Below are 15,151 nucleotides of genomic sequence, written 5' to 3' on the forward strand. Positions count from 1 at the left end.
AAAGCCGCCCGCCGGGCCGACGCGCGATGCGGGGCCTCTCGGACCGGGCCGTCGCCCCGCCCCCGGGAGCCGGTGTAGGCCATTCGTTAACGCCGGGTCTGCATCCATATCGGCACCGAAACCGTTGCGCGTGTCCGATTCGGCCGCCGGGGCAGCTGTCATGACCATCCTGAGCGTCATCTGCCTGGTGACCGGTGCGACCCTCGCGGGCATCGCCCCGAAGCGCTCCGTCCAGCAGGCGGCCCTGGAGAGCGCGGGCGGCAGCCTGATCGTGCTCGGGCTCGTGATCATCGGCGCGGGCCTGCCCCTGTTCGGCTGAAGCGGCGCCGCCGCACGTCCCGGCAGCGTCCCGATACCTGCGACCGCGACGGCTCTGTCGAGCCGGCTCGCGCAGCGCCATGATGGTCCGCGAGCATCGGAAAAACCGCGGCGGTCCTCGACGTCGGCATCGCCGTATCGACCGACCACGGGACGCGCTTCACGGCGCGTGTTCCAGTCTTGCGCCGTTCCCGCCCGGACGTGCCGCGATGATCGCGGCGAAAACCGGACAGATGAGACTGATGTCCGCGCAAGCTTATCCTGGACCGGAGGGCTCTGGTATTTGCCGCTGATCGCCCCTATGGTTCGATCTCTTCCATGTGTCTTTGTATTTTGAAGTGTTACAAAGAACGAAGCTGAGGCTTTCCAAAGATGTCCGGTCTGGACGGGGATGACGATCCGGGCGCGCGGGTCGCGGGCCGCGGGGATCCGCGGACCGGGGTTCGGGCGTTGCCCACGGGTGCGTTGGCCAAGGGAGGGTTGGCCAACGGAGGGTTGGCCTTGGGAGCGTCGGGCTTGGGAGCGTCGGGCTTGGACCGGGACGGCGAGATCGTCTCGGCGAGCCTCCTGCAGGGGCGCCGCGAGATCGTCATCCGCCATGCCGGCCAGCGGTACCGGCTCCGCATCACCGCCAACGACAAGCTGATCCTGACCAAATGACGCCATCCCCCGCCTGGTCGCGCCGCTCCCTCCTGGCCGCCGCCGCCGCGGCTGCGCTCGCCCCGCACGGTGGCGTCGCCAAGGCCGACCCGGCGCCGGCCGGCCGCATCGCCGCCCTCGGGGGCGCCGTCACCGAGATCCTGTATCGCCTCGGTGCCGGCCCGCGGATCGTCGCGGTCGACACCACCAGCCTGTATCCGCCCGAGGCCCTGCGCGAGAAGCCGAATGTCGGCTACCTGCGGGCGCTCTCGGCCGAGGGACTGCTCGCCTGCGGACCCGATCTGGTGATCGCCGCCGACGGCGCCGGCCCGCCCGCGGTGCTGGCGCAGCTGCGCGAGGCCGGCCTGCGCGTCGAGACCGTGACCGAGCCGCCGAACCCCGAGGGCGTCCTCGACAAGATCGCCGTCATCGGACGCCTGGCCGGCCTGGACCAGGAGGCCGGATCCCTCGCCGCCGAGGTCCGCGCCCGCTTCGCGGAGGTCGCGGCACGACGCGCGCGGATCGAGACGCCCGCCCGGGCGATCGTCGTCCTCTCCCTCCAGGGCGGCCGCACGGTGGTGGGCGGCACGGGGTCCACGGCCGACGGCATGCTGGCGCTCGCCGGCATCACCAACGCGGCCGCGGGCGTCGCCGGGTTCAAGCCGATGACCGACGAGGCCATCGTGGCCGCCGCCCCCGACGCCGTGGTGATGATGCAGAACGGCCCGGAGCCGCCCAAGCCCGAGACCGTGTTCGCCCCCGATTCGGCCCTGGGCCGGACCCCGGCCGGCGCGCAGGGCCGGCTGATCGCCATGGACGGCCTCTATCTACTCGGCTTCGGCCCGCGCACCCCCCAGGCGGCCGCCGAGCTGATGCGCGCGATCTACCCGGGCCTGCCGGGTGAGTGAGGGGGGCACGCCTGTCTTTCCTGCGCGGAGGCTGCGGGAGCCGCATGCCGGTCTCCACTGGCCGCAACGCGCTCCCTCTCCCGTGCGGGAGAGGGTTGGGGTGAGGGATGCGACCTCTCCGGAAAGATTTGATCCCTCACCCTGTCCCTCTCCCGCACGGGAGAGGGGACCCGCGCCTCAGCCGGAGAGGTGGGTATCCGGTGGTCCGCAGAGGGCGGAGAGGATGTCGCGTAAGGCGTCCCAAGTCGTAAGCGGGCCGCCATGATGCTGAACCGCCGCGCCGCCCTGCCGTGGGTGCTGGCGGCGCTCGCCGGGCTGATGCTCGCGGTCGCGCTGCTGTCGGTGAGCCTCGGGGCGATCCGGATCCCGCCGGAGCGGGTCCTGGCGGTGCTGGCCGGGGGCGGGAGGGATCCGGCGCTGGCGCGCGATGCCCTGGTGGTGCTCAACATCCGGCTGCCCCGGACCCTGCTGGGGCTGATGATCGGCGCGGGGCTCGCGGTCTCGGGGGCGCTGATGCAGGGGCTGTTCCGCAACCCGCTGGCCGACCCAGCGCTGGTCGGGGTCTCGTCGGGGGCGGGCTTGGCCGCCGCCTGCATCATCGTGCTGGGCGACCGGCTGCTCGCCCATTTCGGCCTGCCGGGGCCGCTGCCCTATCTGGTCCTGCCGGCAGGCGCCTTCGTGGGGGGCCTGGGCGCGACCCTGATCCTGTACGGGCTGGCGACGCGCTCCGGGCGCACCGCGGTGGCGACGATGCTGCTCGCCGGCATCGCCCTGGGGGCGCTGAGCGGCGCGCTCACCGGCCTGCTGACCTATGCCAGCGACGACCGGCAGCTCCGCGACCTCACCTTCTGGTCGTTGGGAAGCCTCGGTGGCGCCACCTGGGGCAAGGTCGCGGCCTCGGCGCCGCTGATCCTGCCGGTGCTGCTCGCCGTGCCGTTCCTGGGCCGCGGCCTCAACGCGCTGGTGCTCGGGGAGGCGGAGGCGTTCCATCTCGGGATCCCGGTGGAGCGGTTGAAGCGCGCCTGCATCGTTCTGGTCGCCGTCGCGGTCGGCGCCAGCGTGGCGGGCGCCGGAGTGATCGGCTTCGTGGGCTTGGTGGTGCCGCACGCCCTGCGGTTGGCGATCGGCCCCGAGCACCGCCTGCTGCTCCCGGCCTCGGCGCTGCTCGGCGGCGCGTTCCTGGTGCTGGCCGACGTCGTCGCCCGGCTGGTGGCGGCCCCGGCCGAGCTCCCGATCGGGATCGTCACCGCCCTGGTCGGCGCACCGGTGTTCCTGTGGCTGCTGCTCGGCCGGGCGCGGGTCGCCGCCGATGCCTGAGCCGGCCCTGCTCTCCGCCCGCGACCTCACCGTCACGGTGGCCGGCCGCGACCTCGTGCGCGACGTGTCCCTGTCCGTGGCGGCCGGCTCCCTGCAGGTGATCGTCGGCCCGAACGGCGCCGGCAAGTCGACCCTGCTGCGCCTGCTCTGCGGCGAGCTGCGCCCGACACGCGGGCAGGTCGCCTACGGGGGCGAGGCGGTGGAGCGGATCCCGGCCTGGCGGCTCGCCGCGATGCGGGCGGTGCTGCCGCAGGCCGCGCGCCTCGCCTTCCCGTTCGCCGCCGCCGACGTGGCCCGGATCGGCCTCGACGGCATCGGGCGGGGCCTCAGGGCCCGCGACCGGGACGCGATCCTGGCCCGGGCCCTCGACCGGGCCGACGTCGCCCATCTCGCGACCCGGGCCTACCCGACCCTGTCGGGCGGCGAGCAGGCCCGGGTGCAGTTCGCCCGGGTGCTGTGCCAGATGGAGGCCGGCCGCACGGTCGCGGACGCCCAAGTGCTGTTCCTCGACGAGCCCACCGCGAGCCTCGACCTGAACCACCAGGGCGCGCTCCTCGACGCCGCCGCGGCGCTGGCGGCCTCGGGCGTCGCCGTGGTGGCGATCCTGCACGACCTCAACCTGGCGGCCGCCTACGCCGACACGCTGCTGGTGATCGAGGCCGGCCGGCTGGTCGCCACCGGGCGGCCCGCGAACGTGCTCCGCGACGACCTGATCGCCCGGGTGTTCGGGGTGCGCTGGCCGGTCGGAAAAATCCCCGGCCCGGACCAGCCGTTCATCCTGCCGCACCGGAATGTTGCCGGTCCGGATCAGCACGACGCTGGGCCTCCGGTTCCTCGGTAACCGCTTGGAACTCGGCACGCAGCTGAGCCTCGTCGCTGCGCGGACGAACCTGCCCGCGCACGAAGGACCCGGTCACAAGAAGCCTACGGGCTGGTGGATGTCTTCGCGTCCTACGATCTCGACGATCGCGTGAAGGCCGAGTTCATCGTCCAGAACGCCTTCGACAAGCGCTACCGGCAATATCTCGACGCCCTGGCGAGCCCGGGCCTGGTCGCCAAGGCGGCGCTCAGCCTCAAGTTCGCGACGCGATAACGCGGAGGGTGGCGGCCTCTGGTGCTTGGGGGCGTCCGCCCGGAGTGGATGTGAGTCGGTCAGCTCCCAAAAGCCTGTTTGACCGTCCTTCCCAATCCCCCCGTGCGCCGCTCGCCTCAGGCCCCGGCAGGCGCGCCGCATCCTGCCTCCGCTCACGGAAACGGCGGGGCTCTCACCCCGCCGCGGATCCGTTGCTTCGTGACCGGCCGCCCGTGCGGGCGTCGGCGCCCGTGCGGGCTTACAGGCCGAACAGGACTCCAGCCGAACCGGCCACCGTCATGGCGAGACCGCCCGCGAAGGCGCCGATCATCGCGTAAGAGAAACCCTTGAGGACCATAGCGTGCACCCCTTTCATCGTGCGGCGGGCCTCGGGTGAGGCCCTGAAAACCAACTGCAATGATGATGCCGGTTCGGCCGGGTGCGTGCGGTGCGATGAAACACGCTGCAATGCGGAACGATTTCGCGCGGGCACGATGCGAGCGGGCATGACGCGGGCCGGAATGGCCACGCCGGCGTTCGACCGCCCAGCCCGGCACCATCGGTGCGCCAGCCCGTGACCCCGCCGGAGGCTTGAGCCCCTTGGACGCCCGGGCTTACCGGTGCCGGGAGGGGTGATATTCCCGGTAGCTCAGGCCGAGCACCGCGGCGAGCAGCCCGGCGCCCCGGCACAGGGTGTAGAAGCCGCCGACCAGGGTGGCGGGCCGGAGCGACAGCCCGGCGATCCCGAGCCGGAGTGCGCCCCCGCCGAGGCGGGCCAGGCCCCGGGCCGCGTTGCTGAGCCGCCCGCTCACCGTCTCCGGCCGGAGGCGGCCGAGATAGGCCTCGACGCTGCCGCTGCGGTACCAGCGCGCCAGCAGCCAGCGCACCCGCATCCGGTGCGCCGGGATGCTGTCGTACACGATCGCGTCGGGCGCCCAGGCGATCCTGTGCCCGGCAAGCAGAAGCGACCGGAAGAAGATGGTGTCCTCGCCGCCCAGGGTGTTGAAGCGCATGTCGAAGGACAGGCCCAAAGCCGTCACCACCCGGAGGTCCAGCAGCGCGTTGGCCGTGTAGGCGTCCGCCACCATCCCGTCGCGGACCGGCAGGGTCTTGGCGAAGAATCCGCCGGTCGTCGCCCAGGCCGGGGGGACCCGGTCGAACAGCGGCACCACCGGGCCGACGCAGGCCGGGGCGCCGGTCCGCTGCGCCGTGTCGCGCAGGCTGCGCAGCCAGTCCCGGTCCGGCACCTCGTCGTCGTCGATCAGGGCGATCCAGTCGGCGCCGAGCGTGGCGGCCGCCGTGAGGCTGCGGTTGCGCACCGCCGCCAGGCCCCGGACCGCCTCCCGGGCGTAGGTGATCGGGAAGCGGCCCGCGGTGCGGTAGGCCTCCACCACCGGGATGGCGGCGTCGCTGCGGCCGTTGTCGACCACCAGGATCCGCAGGGCGGATTCGGCGAGGTCGCCGAGCCGCTGCCGGTCGATGGCCTTGAGCAGCAGCGCCAGGCCCGCCGGACGCTCGCAGGTGCAGATGCAGAGGCACAGGCGCATGGGGTTCACCGTGGTCCGGCCGGAAGGGCGTCCGGCATCGCGGGGCGCAGGCGCCTGCCGGCGCGCTTGCCGGCCGCCGCCATCAGCGAGCCGGTCAGGAACCGCCAGGCCCGGGGCCGGGCCAGCGCCAGGGCGGCGCCCCGGAGCCATCGGCCGCCCTGCGCGGCCTCGACCACCCGGGCGATGACCTGCGCGGTGGCGAGGCTGTCGCGATAGGCGCGGCTGGCCTGCCGGATCCCGGCGGAGCGCGCCCGGTGCCCGGCCAGGGCGCCGCCCTCGGCATAGGCCGCGAAGGCCGCGTCGAGGTGTTCGATGTCGGCGAGCCGCAGCCGATGGGACAGCGAGGCCGGCCCCCGCCGATACCCGTAGCCCGCGTAGGAACTCACCACGAAGCGGGCGCCTTCCGCGAGGGCCGCCACGCAGAACAGGAAGTCCTCGCCGACCCGGACCGTATCCACGTAGCGCAGGCCGTGCCGGCGCACGAAGTCGGCCCGCAGCATCGGCTTGAGATAGCCGAGCTTCACCCCCGGGGTGAGCATCCGGTTGCAGGTCAGGTACTGCGCGAGTTCGACCGTGAACAGGTAGGGCTCGCGGCCGCGATCCAGCATGCCGGCCCCGCCCGGATCGAAGGCCCCGGTGAAGGGGATCGGGTTGTCGGCGATGAGGTCGGCATCCGTGGCGGCGGCGAGATCCAGGAGCGTGCGGCTCCGGTCCGGGACGATCAGGTCGTCCGCGTCGAGGATCGCCACCCAGCGTCCCCGTGCGGCGGCCAGGGCGGCGTTCCGGGCGGCCGAGGGACCTCGCGGCGCGTGCGTTCCTGCGGCGTCGAGGGGGATCGGGCGGATGCGCGGGTCGGCCGCCGCCAGCCGCGCCAGCACGGAAGCGGTCCCGTCCGTCGACCCGTCGTCCACCACCAGGACCTCGACCGCGACGCCGGCCTGGTCGAGGGCCGAGCGGATCGCGGTCTCGATCCACGGGGCGGCATTGTGGGCGGCCATGAGGAACGAGATGTCCACGGGCGCGGTCCGCGCATCGGCCTCGATCTGCTTCGCCATCGCTCGTCCTGCCGCCGCCCCGGGGTTCGCGGTCTCCCGGGCCCTGGCCGACCATGGCGTGAAGCGCGCCCGGCGCACGACACTCAAAGGACGTAGGCGCGCGTCGCACCGTCCCTGGGCGGCGGATTTATTCGCGCCGGCCGGGATCCCCGACGGTGACCCGGGGGCCAGGGCAGGCGCAGCGCGGTACCGCCTTTCGCCACGCCGCCATGATCAAATGGGCAATGATCGATACCTATATTGTACGAGTGCGAGAAAATTCAGACATTATTGCAACGGACCAGGCGAAATCAGCTTTGATATTTATTAAACTTTATGTCTCCAGATGATTTCTGTCGGGCGCGTCGGGCCGCGCATCCAGGACGGGACGGCCCTCCGAGGGCATCAATCACGGGGGATCGTCTTTGCCCATCCGGTTCTACTTCGACGTCGAGAACGGCAGGGAGACGATCCGCGACCACGAGGGCGTGGACGCCACCGATCTGACCGAGGCCCTGGCCGAGGCGCGCAGCGTCATCCGGGAGATGGCGGACGACGTCTGCGCCCACAACCTCGGTGGCGGCTGGACGCTCGTGGTGCGGGACGCCGCCGGGATAGTGGTGGCGCGGTTGCCGATCAGCCGGAGCGCTGCCTCAGACGCCTGAGCGACTCGAGGCCGATCGCTCCGGCGGACGCTTCGGGCCAGATGACGAGAACGGCATCGTTGCCGAAAAAGACGGGCGCGATGTGCAAGGCGGGGTTCTCGGCTTTGAAGGCTTCGAGATAGGCGGGATCGCACTCGGTCCGCCTGACCGTTCCGATGTATTCGTTCTTGTCATTGTACATGTCGTAATACCCCGACACGATCTTGGCGCTCGGCGTGTCGATCGCATCCAGAATTTTGGCGGTCTTCTCCACGAACAGGGCATACGACATCGAATCGGGATTCTTGTATTCGCGCGGAATGGCCCTGGACAGGCCCTTGAAGAAGTCGATGCCCGTGAGGTGGCTTTCGGGGCGCCAGACCCAGCGCGTCGCCCCCAAGCCTTTCATGACCTCTGTGTAGTGCGCAGGTGTGTCCGCGATCGTCTGGGCGAAAACCTCGTCCGTGAGCATCGCGCTCTCGTCGATCCCGCCGACCAGGTGGACGTTGCCGGCGTGCCGCGGATGCTTGTGCAGCACCGACAGGATCGCATCGCTGGCCTGCGTCGACAGGGTCAGGGCGGAGCGCGGATCCAGCACCTGGAGCGCCGTCACGGCTGACAACGATACCGGATCGGTCTCAGCCTCCTCCTGTGCCGAGCGAGGCTTCACGGAGGTGTCGACCTGCAACAGCGTCAGCGCGGTGGATGGAGAGGACGTCACAGACCCGACCGCTGTCATTGCCCCGCCTCCGAACGGTTCCGCTCGGGCACGGAGACCGTGCCCTCCGCGTCGTGAAAGACATGCAGGCGGTTCTCGGACGCCATCATCGGTCCATCGACCCGCGACGCAGAGGCGGGGACGTTCCCGTCTCCGAGACCGCGCGATGGTGCGTTCTCGATCGACGACGCGTCAGATCGACGGATCTATCGATCCCTCCCGCATGCCCATACGCCCGCTTTGGCGGCCAAACCGCCGCGACTGGGCGCGACAGGTCAGGACCACGGTCGGGGAGGGGAGATCCCGCGTCAACGCCGCGCTCAGGATCATCATGATCCAGGACGAGCCGGCTCGCGGCTCCGTGCCTCGCTGACGTCCATAGGGAGCGCGAAGCTTTCACGAGTCAAGAAAAAGATGTCGCCCGGATCGAGATTTGGATTTTTCGGCTGTGCTTTCTGACAGATCTTGGGCGTTGCTGAGGCTTGTGCCGCCTCATGCCTGTGTCACGGCTGCGTATTTTCTATTCATATGCAGGGTCGATGCACGCCGCCATCGCGTGTGGCCCCCATTGGAACAGGGGCGCCTGCAAGCCGATTGCGCCACGCGGTCGCTTGTCCGGGCAAAATCCCGCCCGGCTACGCCCTTCGGAGGAGGCCCGCCCCGCCAAGGGTGGACGGCAGCCGCACCCCAGGCGGCGGATCCGGCGCGGGATCCCTCCTTTTGCGCGGCTGCGGCCGTCCCTCGCCCCGGGCGAACCGGTGGCATGGATCGGAGGCGCCGCGCCCCGGCGCGTGTCCGTGCGAGGCTCTCTCATGCGTCAACAGGTGACCCGTCGCGGGCGGACGATCGGAGGCGCGCTCGCGGCCGGCGGCGGCTACGGCGCCGGCTTCGATACCCTGCGCCTGGTGCTCGCGCTGCTGGTCATGCTGTTCCATGCCGGCGCCACGGTGGGCAGCACGCTCTGGACCGATACGCTGTCGCCGCTGACCGGCAGCCTCGTGCCGCTGTTCTTCGGCGTCAGCGGTTTCCTGGTCGCGGGAAGCGCGTCGCGGCTCCCGGCCGGACCGTTCCTGGTCAACCGCGCCGTGCGGATCCTGCCTGCCCTCACCGCCGTGACCCTGGTCACGGCCTTCGTCATCGGGCCGGTGTTTTCCACCGACGCCCCGGCGGCCTACTTCGCGCAGCCGGGGGTCTGGCAGTATTGCGCGAACAGCATCGGCCTGTTCCGCGCGCAGCTGCCCGGGGTGTTCACCCAGAACGGGCAGCCCGGCATCGTCAACGCCGCGCTCTGGACCCTCGCGTACGAACTCGCCTGCTACGGGCTGGCGGCGGCCCTGATCGTGGCGGGGCTGTTGCGGCGGCCCCGGGTGCTCCTGGCCGTACTCGTCGCCTTGGCGGTCACGCCCGCCCTGCTGGCCGCCTGCGGGGTGCTGCCCCTGTTCGAGCGGAACGGGCTGTTCCGCCTGTTCTTCCTCGGCCGCGGCGCGATCCTGTTCTCGACCTTCCTCAGCGGCTGCCTGCTGTATGTCTGGCGACACGCCGTGCCGCTCGATGGCCGGCTGTTCGCGGCGGCGGTGGCCGGGTGCGGCCTCGTCTACGGGCTCGGCCCGGACCGGTGGCACCTGGCCGATCCGGCCCTGTCGGGACTCGGCCTGGCCTACATCGCCGTCGCGATCGGCGTCAGCGATTTCGGAGGGCGGCTCGGGCCGTACAAGGTCGACTACTCGTACGGACTGTACCTGTCTCACTGCCCGATCCTGAACGCGGTGTATGTGTTGTTCCCCGGGCTCGATTCGACGGCCCCGCTGGTCCTGCTGGCCATCGGCCCGACGCTCCTCGCCGCCGCCGCGTCGTGGCACGGCATCGAAAGCCCGGCCCTGCGCGCGCGAAAGCGCCTCGGCCCGCTGGCTGCGGCCCTGGTCTCGGCCGTCTCGCGGAGAGGTACGGGATCCCAAAGGGCGAGCCCGTTGGCAGGGTTCGGGACGGCGTCCCGATGGAGTTGGGCGTCGCCCGTTCGCAGGGCTCCGCCCCGCACCCGCAAAAGGTCGAAGACCTTTTGAATCCCTGACGTCTACAATGGAGTGATCAGCGCGGAGCGCCGGGCCGCCCGGGGCGGGGCCCGCAGGATCCGGCGGGCCGGGGATTCGAGGAGCCGCCACGACGCCTCCGCCAGGAGCAGGGTCAGCGCCAGGTCGAGCGCCAGGGTGACCGAGCGCGGCCCGGCGAGGTGCAGGCCGACGGCCGCCAGCACCTGCTCCGCATGCAGGGGCACGTGGAACAGGTAGGCGGCGTAGCTGATGACGCCGATCCGGCGCAGCCAGGCGCCGTCCAGCAGTGCGACGATGCGGTGGCCCGGAGATTGAACGATCTGGAGCAGGGCGAGCGCCGCCAGGATCCCGCTGAGCCGCCCGAGGATCAGCCACCGGCCGGTCTCCCCGGCGAGCAGCGGCAGGGCCAGGAACAGGGCGAGCGCGCCGAGCAGGGCGGCGTCGCTCCGGAGCCAGCCCGGCAGGGGCTGCGTGCGCAGGCCGGCCAGACCCCCCAGGGCGATCAGCCCGAGATTGGCCACCGTGTCGACGTCGAAGCTGACCGGCCAGGCGCCGGCCGACCACAGGGCGACATGCATCAGCACGCTGGCGCCCACGAGCGCGCCGCACAGCGCCCCGAGACGGCGCCGGGGCAGGAACAGGGCCGCCGGCGCGAACAGGAGGTAGAATTGCTGCTCGACGGCCAGGCTCCAGAGATGGCCGAGCTCCGTCCCCCAGCCGTTCCGCTCGATATAGACGTTGGTCAGGTATAGCCAGGTCGAAAGCTTGAACGCGTCGTCGCCGAGGTTCAGCGGGCTGCCCAGCCGGGTGGTATAGAGCACGAACAGGAAGGCGTAATACACGGGCACGATGCGGGCGAACCGGTTCCGGTAGAACGCAAGCAGGCTGTCCATCGGCGTCGCCGCGCCGGCCTCGATGCGCCCGCGGGCGGCCGCCAGGATGCGGACGATCAGGAAGCCGCTCAGCACGAAGAACAGCCAGACCCCGGCGCTGCCCAGCGCCTCGGTGCGCGGGCTCGGCGCCTTGTGGCTGACGAAGACCATCAGGAAGGCCACGGCCCGCAGGCCGTCGAACCCGATGATGCGGCGCTCTGCCGGGACCATGCACGCCTCGTCCGATGCCGGAGCCCGTCCCGCCGCGCGGGCGCGGTCGGAGCGGATCGAGCGACCGGTCTAGGCCGGCCGGGCGTGGGGGCGGCCTACCTCGATCGGCGTAGGCCGGGTGGCCTGAACATCTGCCGCATTGCTGTATTCGGCCTTAGACCCTTCGTGTTTAGGGTTGTTTAACAATATCGAAGTGGGGTATGGTCGCGATGGCCCGTCCGATTCCGGGTGGAACACTGATGTGAACGGTCATCGCTCACACACACCGGTTTGCAGACGACGCGATGCCGTGCAGCGCGATGTCTTGCGGCACGCCATGCCACAGACCGTTCCGAGAGCCCGCCGCACGCGGCGCGGATTCGGGGCTCCGCCGGGCCGGGGTGCTCACCGCCGCATCCCGAGCAGGACCACGAGGCCCACGCCGATCGCGGCTCCGGCCTGGGCCGCCAGCAACGCGACCAGCCAGCCCTGCAGCAGGCCCACCGCGAAACCGATCGCGCCCCCGATCAGCGCAGCGAAGACCAGAAGGACCAGCAATTACTTATCTCCACTGGTGATTCGGTCGTGCTGCTCTGGCTTTATCCCGCAAGTTTTCGACTGTGCCAACGGCTCAAGACTTTCGCGTGTCAAATATTGTTCCCGTCCCGGCCGCACCGGCCCGCGGGTTCCGCTCGCATCTCGCACTGTCGCATCCACCTTTCGCACCGAGTGAGGAGCCGCCGCCATGCTGCGCCCGGTTGGGACCCCGACCTCCATCACACCGTCGTCGCCGCACCATATGGTCGAGACGATCAACGAAGCGTTGGTCAAGACGCTGCCGACGGCCTCTCCGGCGCGCTTCGGGCCCCGGCTCGGTTGGGCGACCAAGCGCATGCTCGATACCGGGGTGGCGGTGACGGCCCTGTGTCTGCTGCTGCCGCTGCTGCTGTTCATCGCCCTGCTGATCTGGGCGAGCGACGGCCACGCGCCGATCTTCCGGCACCGGCGGCTCGGCCGGCACGGGCGCCCGTTCGGGTGCCTGAAGTTCCGGTCCATGATCGCCAACGGCGACGCGGTCCTGGCCGCGCACCTGGCGGCGCATCCCGAGGCCCGGGCCGAGTGGGAGGCGACGCACAAGCTCACCCGGGATCCCCGCGTGACCACCCTGGGCCAGGTGCTGCGCAAGACCTCCCTCGACGAGCTGCCGCAACTCTGGAACGTGCTGCGCGGCGAGATGAGCCTGGTCGGGCCGCGCCCGATCGTGCAGGGGGAGGTCGTCCGCTACGGGACGGCGTTCACGCTCTGCTTCTCCGTGCCGCCCGGGGTCACCGGGCTGTGGCAGGTCTCGGGCCGCTCCGACACCAGCTACGCCGAGCGCGTCGCCCTCGACCTGGATTATGCCAGCCGCTGGAGCCTGCGCCGGGACATCGCGATCATGCTGCGCACCATTCCGGCGGTGCTGGCCCAGCGCGGCAGCAAGTAGCGCCGCGATCCGGCGGGACGCAGTTCAGGCGCCGGTGAGGGGGGATGTGCGCTGCGTCGGGGAGGCCCTCAGGCCGGGTCGTCCTGGTCCATGGGCGCCACGACGCAGAGGCGCCAGAACTCCACGAAGCCGACCGCATACACAGCGATGAGAAGGCTGAACCCGGACATCGAACTTGGCCCCGCAGTGACCGCAATCATGAGCCTGCGGGGGACAAGGTTAATGTTTCGTTCAGGTTCCGAAATATGCCGGCGGCGTGGTGCCGCCCTACCGGCAGACGATCGAGCCCTTGAAGCCGCACGGGTCGCCCAGCTTGGTGAAGGCGACGCGCTCGAAGGCGGCGGAGACCGGCTGTCCCGGATAGGTGGCCGGCCCGAGCCAGGATTCGAAGTCGCGGCCCTGGCCCGTCCAGATGCTGAGCATGATCTTGCCGGGGTGCGACGGGATCGGCCGGTCGGGCGCGGCCCGCACCTCGCGCAGCAGCCGGCCGTTGACCGACCAGCGGATCCGGTCGGGCAGCCATTCGAGCGCGTAGTCGGCCATGGTCGTCGCGGCGTCGAAGCCCAGCGCCTCGACGCTCTCGTGCTGCCCGGCGCCCCCGGTGAAATAGTTGAGCTGGACGCCCTTCGTGTCCTTGCCCAGGAATTCGAAATCGATCTCGTCGTTCGTCCGGCGGTCGCCGTCGTTCGGGCCGTTATAGGTGAAGAACGCCGAGACCAGGCCGGAGGCCGCGCCCGGCCGCATCCGGACCTCGTAGGTGCCGTAGCCGTAGCGCTCCTGGGTCTGGATCTCGGCGCAGCTGAAGGCGCGCTCCTTGTAGGGGCTGTCGGCCAGGGTGAGGGTCAGCGCCCCGGGGCTGGGGATCTGCACGCGCTGGCGCGACCACGTGCACTTCTGGAAGTCGCCGTTGACCCAGCCGTCGGCCACGTACCAGCGGCGATCGCCGAGGGACGCGAAGGTCTCCACGAAGGAGCCGCCGCCCCGGAAGGCCGGCGCGTCGCCGGTGGCCGGGGCGGGATCGTCCCCGGCCGCGACCGGCAGGACCGGCAGCAGCAGGGCCGCGGCCAGGCAGCCGGTGCGGATCGGGCGGCGCGGTCTCGTCATGCTCATCGTCTCGCCTTGGGCGGTTCACGGAATCCGGCGCAGTATCGGCGCGCCCGGCCGCGGCGGCGGTAATCTTTCGGACGAGCGGATCCGGCGCCCGCGCCCTCCTTTTGGACGATGTCGCGTCCCGCGCGCAGGCCGCCTAGCGTGCGGGATGGCCGCCCGGCCCCCGCCGGGCGGGGAGAGTCTTCGGAGTCGTCCGGTGCGAAGCGTCCAGGCCCAGAGCGACGGAGCGGATGTCTGCGTCGTCATCGCGGCGCACAACGCCGAGGCCACCATCGCCACCGCGGTCGCCTCGGCGTTGCGCCAGCCGGAGGTCGCCGAGGTCATCGTCGTCGACGACGCCTCGACGGACCGGACCAGCGCCGCCGCCGAGGCCGCCGGCGACGGGACCGGCCGGCTGAAGCTGCTCCGGCTGACCCGCAACGCCGGACCGGCCGCCGCCCGCAACGCGGCGCTGGCGGTCGCGACCGCGCGGCTGCTCTGCGTCCTCGATGCCGACGACACTTTCCTCGACGGGCGCCTGGGCCGCCTGCTGTCGGCCCCCCGCAGCTGGGACTTGATCGCCGACGACATCATCCTGGTCCGGGGGAGCGCGGCGGCCGCGGCCGGGAGCCTCGTGACCGGGCCCGGCCAGCCGAAAGCGCTGTCGCTCGCGGGGTTCGTCTCCGGCAACATCGGACGCGCGGGCGAGCACCGGCGGGAACTCGGGTTCCTCAAGCCGATCATGCGCCGGTCGTTCCTGCAGCGCCACGGCCTGCGCTACGACGCGCGACTGCGCCTCGGGGAGGATTACGCCCTCTACGTCGAGGCCCTGGCGGCGGGCGCCGTGTTCTCCGTCACCGCGCCGTGCGGCTACGTGGCGATCGAGCGCGCGGATTCGCTGAGTGCGCAGCACCGGACCGAGGATCTCGCGGCGATCATTGCGTTCGACGAGACGATGCTGGCCCGTCCGGACCTGATGCCGGACGCCCGCAAGGCCCTGCGGGCCCATCGCGACGCCACGATGCGGAAATGGCAGCACCGGCGCGTCCTCGACCGCCGGCGCTCGCACGGCTACGCGGCGGCCCTGCGCGAGCTGCTGCACGCCCCCCGGGCCTGGCGGCACATAGCGTCCCAGACCCTGGAGGCCAAGCTGGCTCGGCTGATCCCGAACCGGGCCGTGGCCGGGGATACGGCCCCGCGCCTGCTGTTCGGGCCGGGCGAGCGCCTGACGCCGGCGCCCTGAGATCGCGCC

The 15,151-nt window shown here is 71.5% G+C and carries 17 protein-coding genes; 10 read left to right on the plus strand and 7 right to left on the minus strand.

Features of this window, described 5'->3' with window-relative positions:
* Positions 1-160 precede the first annotated feature (160 nt).
* From MFF40_RS20615 to MFF40_RS20640, 6 genes are all read left to right on the plus strand, one after another.
* Entirely contained in the window at positions 161-319 is a 159-nt protein-coding gene (locus MFF40_RS20615; protein WP_187277971.1) for a hypothetical protein, read from the plus strand.
* Between the two features lie 530 nt (positions 320-849).
* On the plus strand, positions 850-978 hold the full coding sequence (gene hemP / locus MFF40_RS20620) for a hemin uptake protein HemP (RefSeq protein WP_238262020.1): 129 nt from the start codon (positions 850-852) through the stop codon (positions 976-978).
* Positions 975-1,865: a heme/hemin ABC transporter substrate-binding protein gene (locus MFF40_RS20625; RefSeq protein WP_147897934.1), complete on the plus strand. Its 891-nt coding sequence runs from the start codon at positions 975-977 to the stop codon at positions 1,863-1,865. The genes hemP and MFF40_RS20625 overlap by 4 nt, the downstream gene beginning before the upstream one ends.
* 261 nt (positions 1,866-2,126) lie before the next feature.
* On the plus strand, positions 2,127-3,182 hold the full coding sequence (locus MFF40_RS20630) for a FecCD family ABC transporter permease (protein WP_238262022.1): 1,056 nt from the start codon (positions 2,127-2,129) through the stop codon (positions 3,180-3,182).
* A complete protein-coding gene (locus MFF40_RS20635) occupies positions 3,175-4,023 on the plus strand; it encodes a heme ABC transporter ATP-binding protein (protein WP_147897936.1) in 849 nt (282 codons plus the stop codon). Before MFF40_RS20630 ends, MFF40_RS20635 begins: the two co-directional genes overlap by 8 nt.
* A gap of 93 nt (positions 4,024-4,116) precedes the next feature.
* Positions 4,117-4,275 (plus strand): hypothetical protein, encoded by a 159-nt coding sequence (locus MFF40_RS20640; protein WP_187277930.1) that lies wholly within the window; start codon positions 4,117-4,119, stop codon positions 4,273-4,275.
* A 238-nt stretch (positions 4,276-4,513) separates the two neighbouring features.
* Here the strand turns inward: MFF40_RS20640 and MFF40_RS20645 are convergent, their stop codons facing one another.
* From MFF40_RS20645 to MFF40_RS20655, 3 genes are all read right to left on the minus strand, one after another.
* Positions 4,514-4,783 carry a hypothetical protein gene (locus MFF40_RS20645; protein WP_147857313.1) on the minus strand — a complete coding sequence of 90 codons (270 nt, stop codon included), beginning with the start codon at positions 4,781-4,783 and terminating at the stop codon, positions 4,514-4,516.
* A gap of 85 nt (positions 4,784-4,868) precedes the next feature.
* Positions 4,869-5,801 (minus strand): glycosyltransferase family 2 protein, encoded by a 933-nt coding sequence (locus tag MFF40_RS20650; RefSeq protein WP_147857314.1) that lies wholly within the window; start codon positions 5,799-5,801, stop codon positions 4,869-4,871.
* 5 nt (positions 5,802-5,806) lie between these two features.
* On the minus strand, positions 5,807-6,856 hold the full coding sequence (locus MFF40_RS20655) for a glycosyltransferase family 2 protein (RefSeq protein ID WP_147897937.1): 1,050 nt from the start codon (positions 6,854-6,856) through the stop codon (positions 5,807-5,809).
* A 404-nt stretch (positions 6,857-7,260) separates the two neighbouring features.
* Between MFF40_RS20655 and MFF40_RS20660 the strand changes: the two genes are divergently transcribed.
* Positions 7,261-7,500 carry a DUF6894 family protein gene (locus MFF40_RS20660; protein ID WP_147856604.1) on the plus strand — a complete coding sequence of 80 codons (240 nt, stop codon included), beginning with the start codon at positions 7,261-7,263 and terminating at the stop codon, positions 7,498-7,500.
* Here the strand turns inward: MFF40_RS20660 and MFF40_RS20665 are convergent.
* Positions 7,472-8,218: a hypothetical protein gene (locus tag MFF40_RS20665; RefSeq protein WP_147856605.1), complete on the minus strand. Its 747-nt coding sequence runs from the start codon at positions 8,216-8,218 to the stop codon at positions 7,472-7,474. The genes MFF40_RS20660 and MFF40_RS20665 overlap by 29 nt on opposite strands.
* Positions 8,219-9,009: 791 nt before the next feature.
* On the opposite strand from MFF40_RS20665, the gene MFF40_RS20670 reads away from it, so the two are divergent.
* On the plus strand, positions 9,010-10,257 hold the full coding sequence (locus MFF40_RS20670; protein WP_187278117.1) for an acyltransferase family protein: 1,248 nt from the start codon (positions 9,010-9,012) through the stop codon (positions 10,255-10,257).
* 11 nt (positions 10,258-10,268) lie between these two features.
* Here MFF40_RS20670 and MFF40_RS20675 read toward each other — a convergent pair whose 3' ends face one another.
* The gene (locus tag MFF40_RS20675) at positions 10,269-11,348 is read right to left on the minus strand and encodes an acyltransferase family protein (RefSeq protein ID WP_238262024.1); all 1,080 of its coding nucleotides are present in this window, start codon (positions 11,346-11,348) and stop codon (positions 10,269-10,271) included.
* Positions 11,349-11,732: 384 nt separating this feature from the next.
* Entirely contained in the window at positions 11,733-11,885 is a 153-nt protein-coding gene (locus MFF40_RS20680; protein WP_187193450.1) for a hypothetical protein, read from the minus strand.
* A 187-nt stretch (positions 11,886-12,072) separates the two neighbouring features.
* Here MFF40_RS20680 and MFF40_RS20685 point away from each other — a divergent pair, with 187 nt between their 5' ends.
* Positions 12,073-12,810 (plus strand): sugar transferase, encoded by a 738-nt coding sequence (locus MFF40_RS20685; protein ID WP_147856799.1) that lies wholly within the window; start codon positions 12,073-12,075, stop codon positions 12,808-12,810.
* A gap of 267 nt (positions 12,811-13,077) precedes the next feature.
* Here MFF40_RS20685 and MFF40_RS20690 read toward each other — a convergent pair whose 3' ends face one another.
* A complete protein-coding gene (locus MFF40_RS20690; protein WP_238262026.1) occupies positions 13,078-13,920 on the minus strand; it encodes a family 16 glycosylhydrolase in 843 nt (280 codons plus the stop codon).
* Positions 13,921-14,116: 196 nt separating this feature from the next.
* Here MFF40_RS20690 and MFF40_RS20695 point away from each other — a divergent pair, with 196 nt between their 5' ends.
* The gene (locus MFF40_RS20695; RefSeq protein ID WP_147897941.1) at positions 14,117-15,142 is read left to right on the plus strand and encodes a glycosyltransferase family 2 protein; all 1,026 of its coding nucleotides are present in this window, start codon (positions 14,117-14,119) and stop codon (positions 15,140-15,142) included.
* Positions 15,143-15,151: the final 9 nt, after the last annotated feature.

Source organism: Methylobacterium mesophilicum, from assembly GCF_022179445.1.
In the GTDB taxonomy this organism is placed as follows: domain Bacteria; phylum Pseudomonadota; class Alphaproteobacteria; order Rhizobiales; family Beijerinckiaceae; genus Methylobacterium; species Methylobacterium mesophilicum.

Excerpts from the sequence above, each read along its gene's own strand:
- MFF40_RS20650 (WP_147857314.1), bottom strand. The coding sequence starts at position 5,801 with ATGCGCCTGTGCCTCTGCATCTGCACCTGCGAGCGTCCGGCGGGCCTG.
- MFF40_RS20625 (WP_147897934.1), top strand. The coding sequence starts at position 975 with ATGACGCCATCCCCCGCCTGGTCGCGCCGCTCCCTCCTGGCCGCCGCC.
- MFF40_RS20655 (WP_147897937.1), bottom strand. The coding sequence starts at position 6,856 with ATGGCGAAGCAGATCGAGGCCGATGCGCGGACCGCGCCCGTGGACATC.
- MFF40_RS20635 (WP_147897936.1), top strand. The coding sequence starts at position 3,175 with ATGCCTGAGCCGGCCCTGCTCTCCGCCCGCGACCTCACCGTCACGGTG.
- MFF40_RS20675 (WP_238262024.1), bottom strand. The coding sequence starts at position 11,348 with ATGGTCCCGGCAGAGCGCCGCATCATCGGGTTCGACGGCCTGCGGGCC.
- MFF40_RS20630 (WP_238262022.1), top strand. The coding sequence starts at position 2,127 with ATGATGCTGAACCGCCGCGCCGCCCTGCCGTGGGTGCTGGCGGCGCTC.
- MFF40_RS20685 (WP_147856799.1), top strand. The coding sequence starts at position 12,073 with ATGCTGCGCCCGGTTGGGACCCCGACCTCCATCACACCGTCGTCGCCG.
- MFF40_RS20690 (WP_238262026.1), bottom strand. The coding sequence starts at position 13,920 with ATGAGCATGACGAGACCGCGCCGCCCGATCCGCACCGGCTGCCTGGCC.
- MFF40_RS20615 (WP_187277971.1), top strand. The coding sequence starts at position 161 with ATGACCATCCTGAGCGTCATCTGCCTGGTGACCGGTGCGACCCTCGCG.
- MFF40_RS20665 (WP_147856605.1), bottom strand. The coding sequence starts at position 8,218 with ATGACAGCGGTCGGGTCTGTGACGTCCTCTCCATCCACCGCGCTGACG.
- MFF40_RS20670 (WP_187278117.1), top strand. The coding sequence starts at position 9,010 with ATGCGTCAACAGGTGACCCGTCGCGGGCGGACGATCGGAGGCGCGCTC.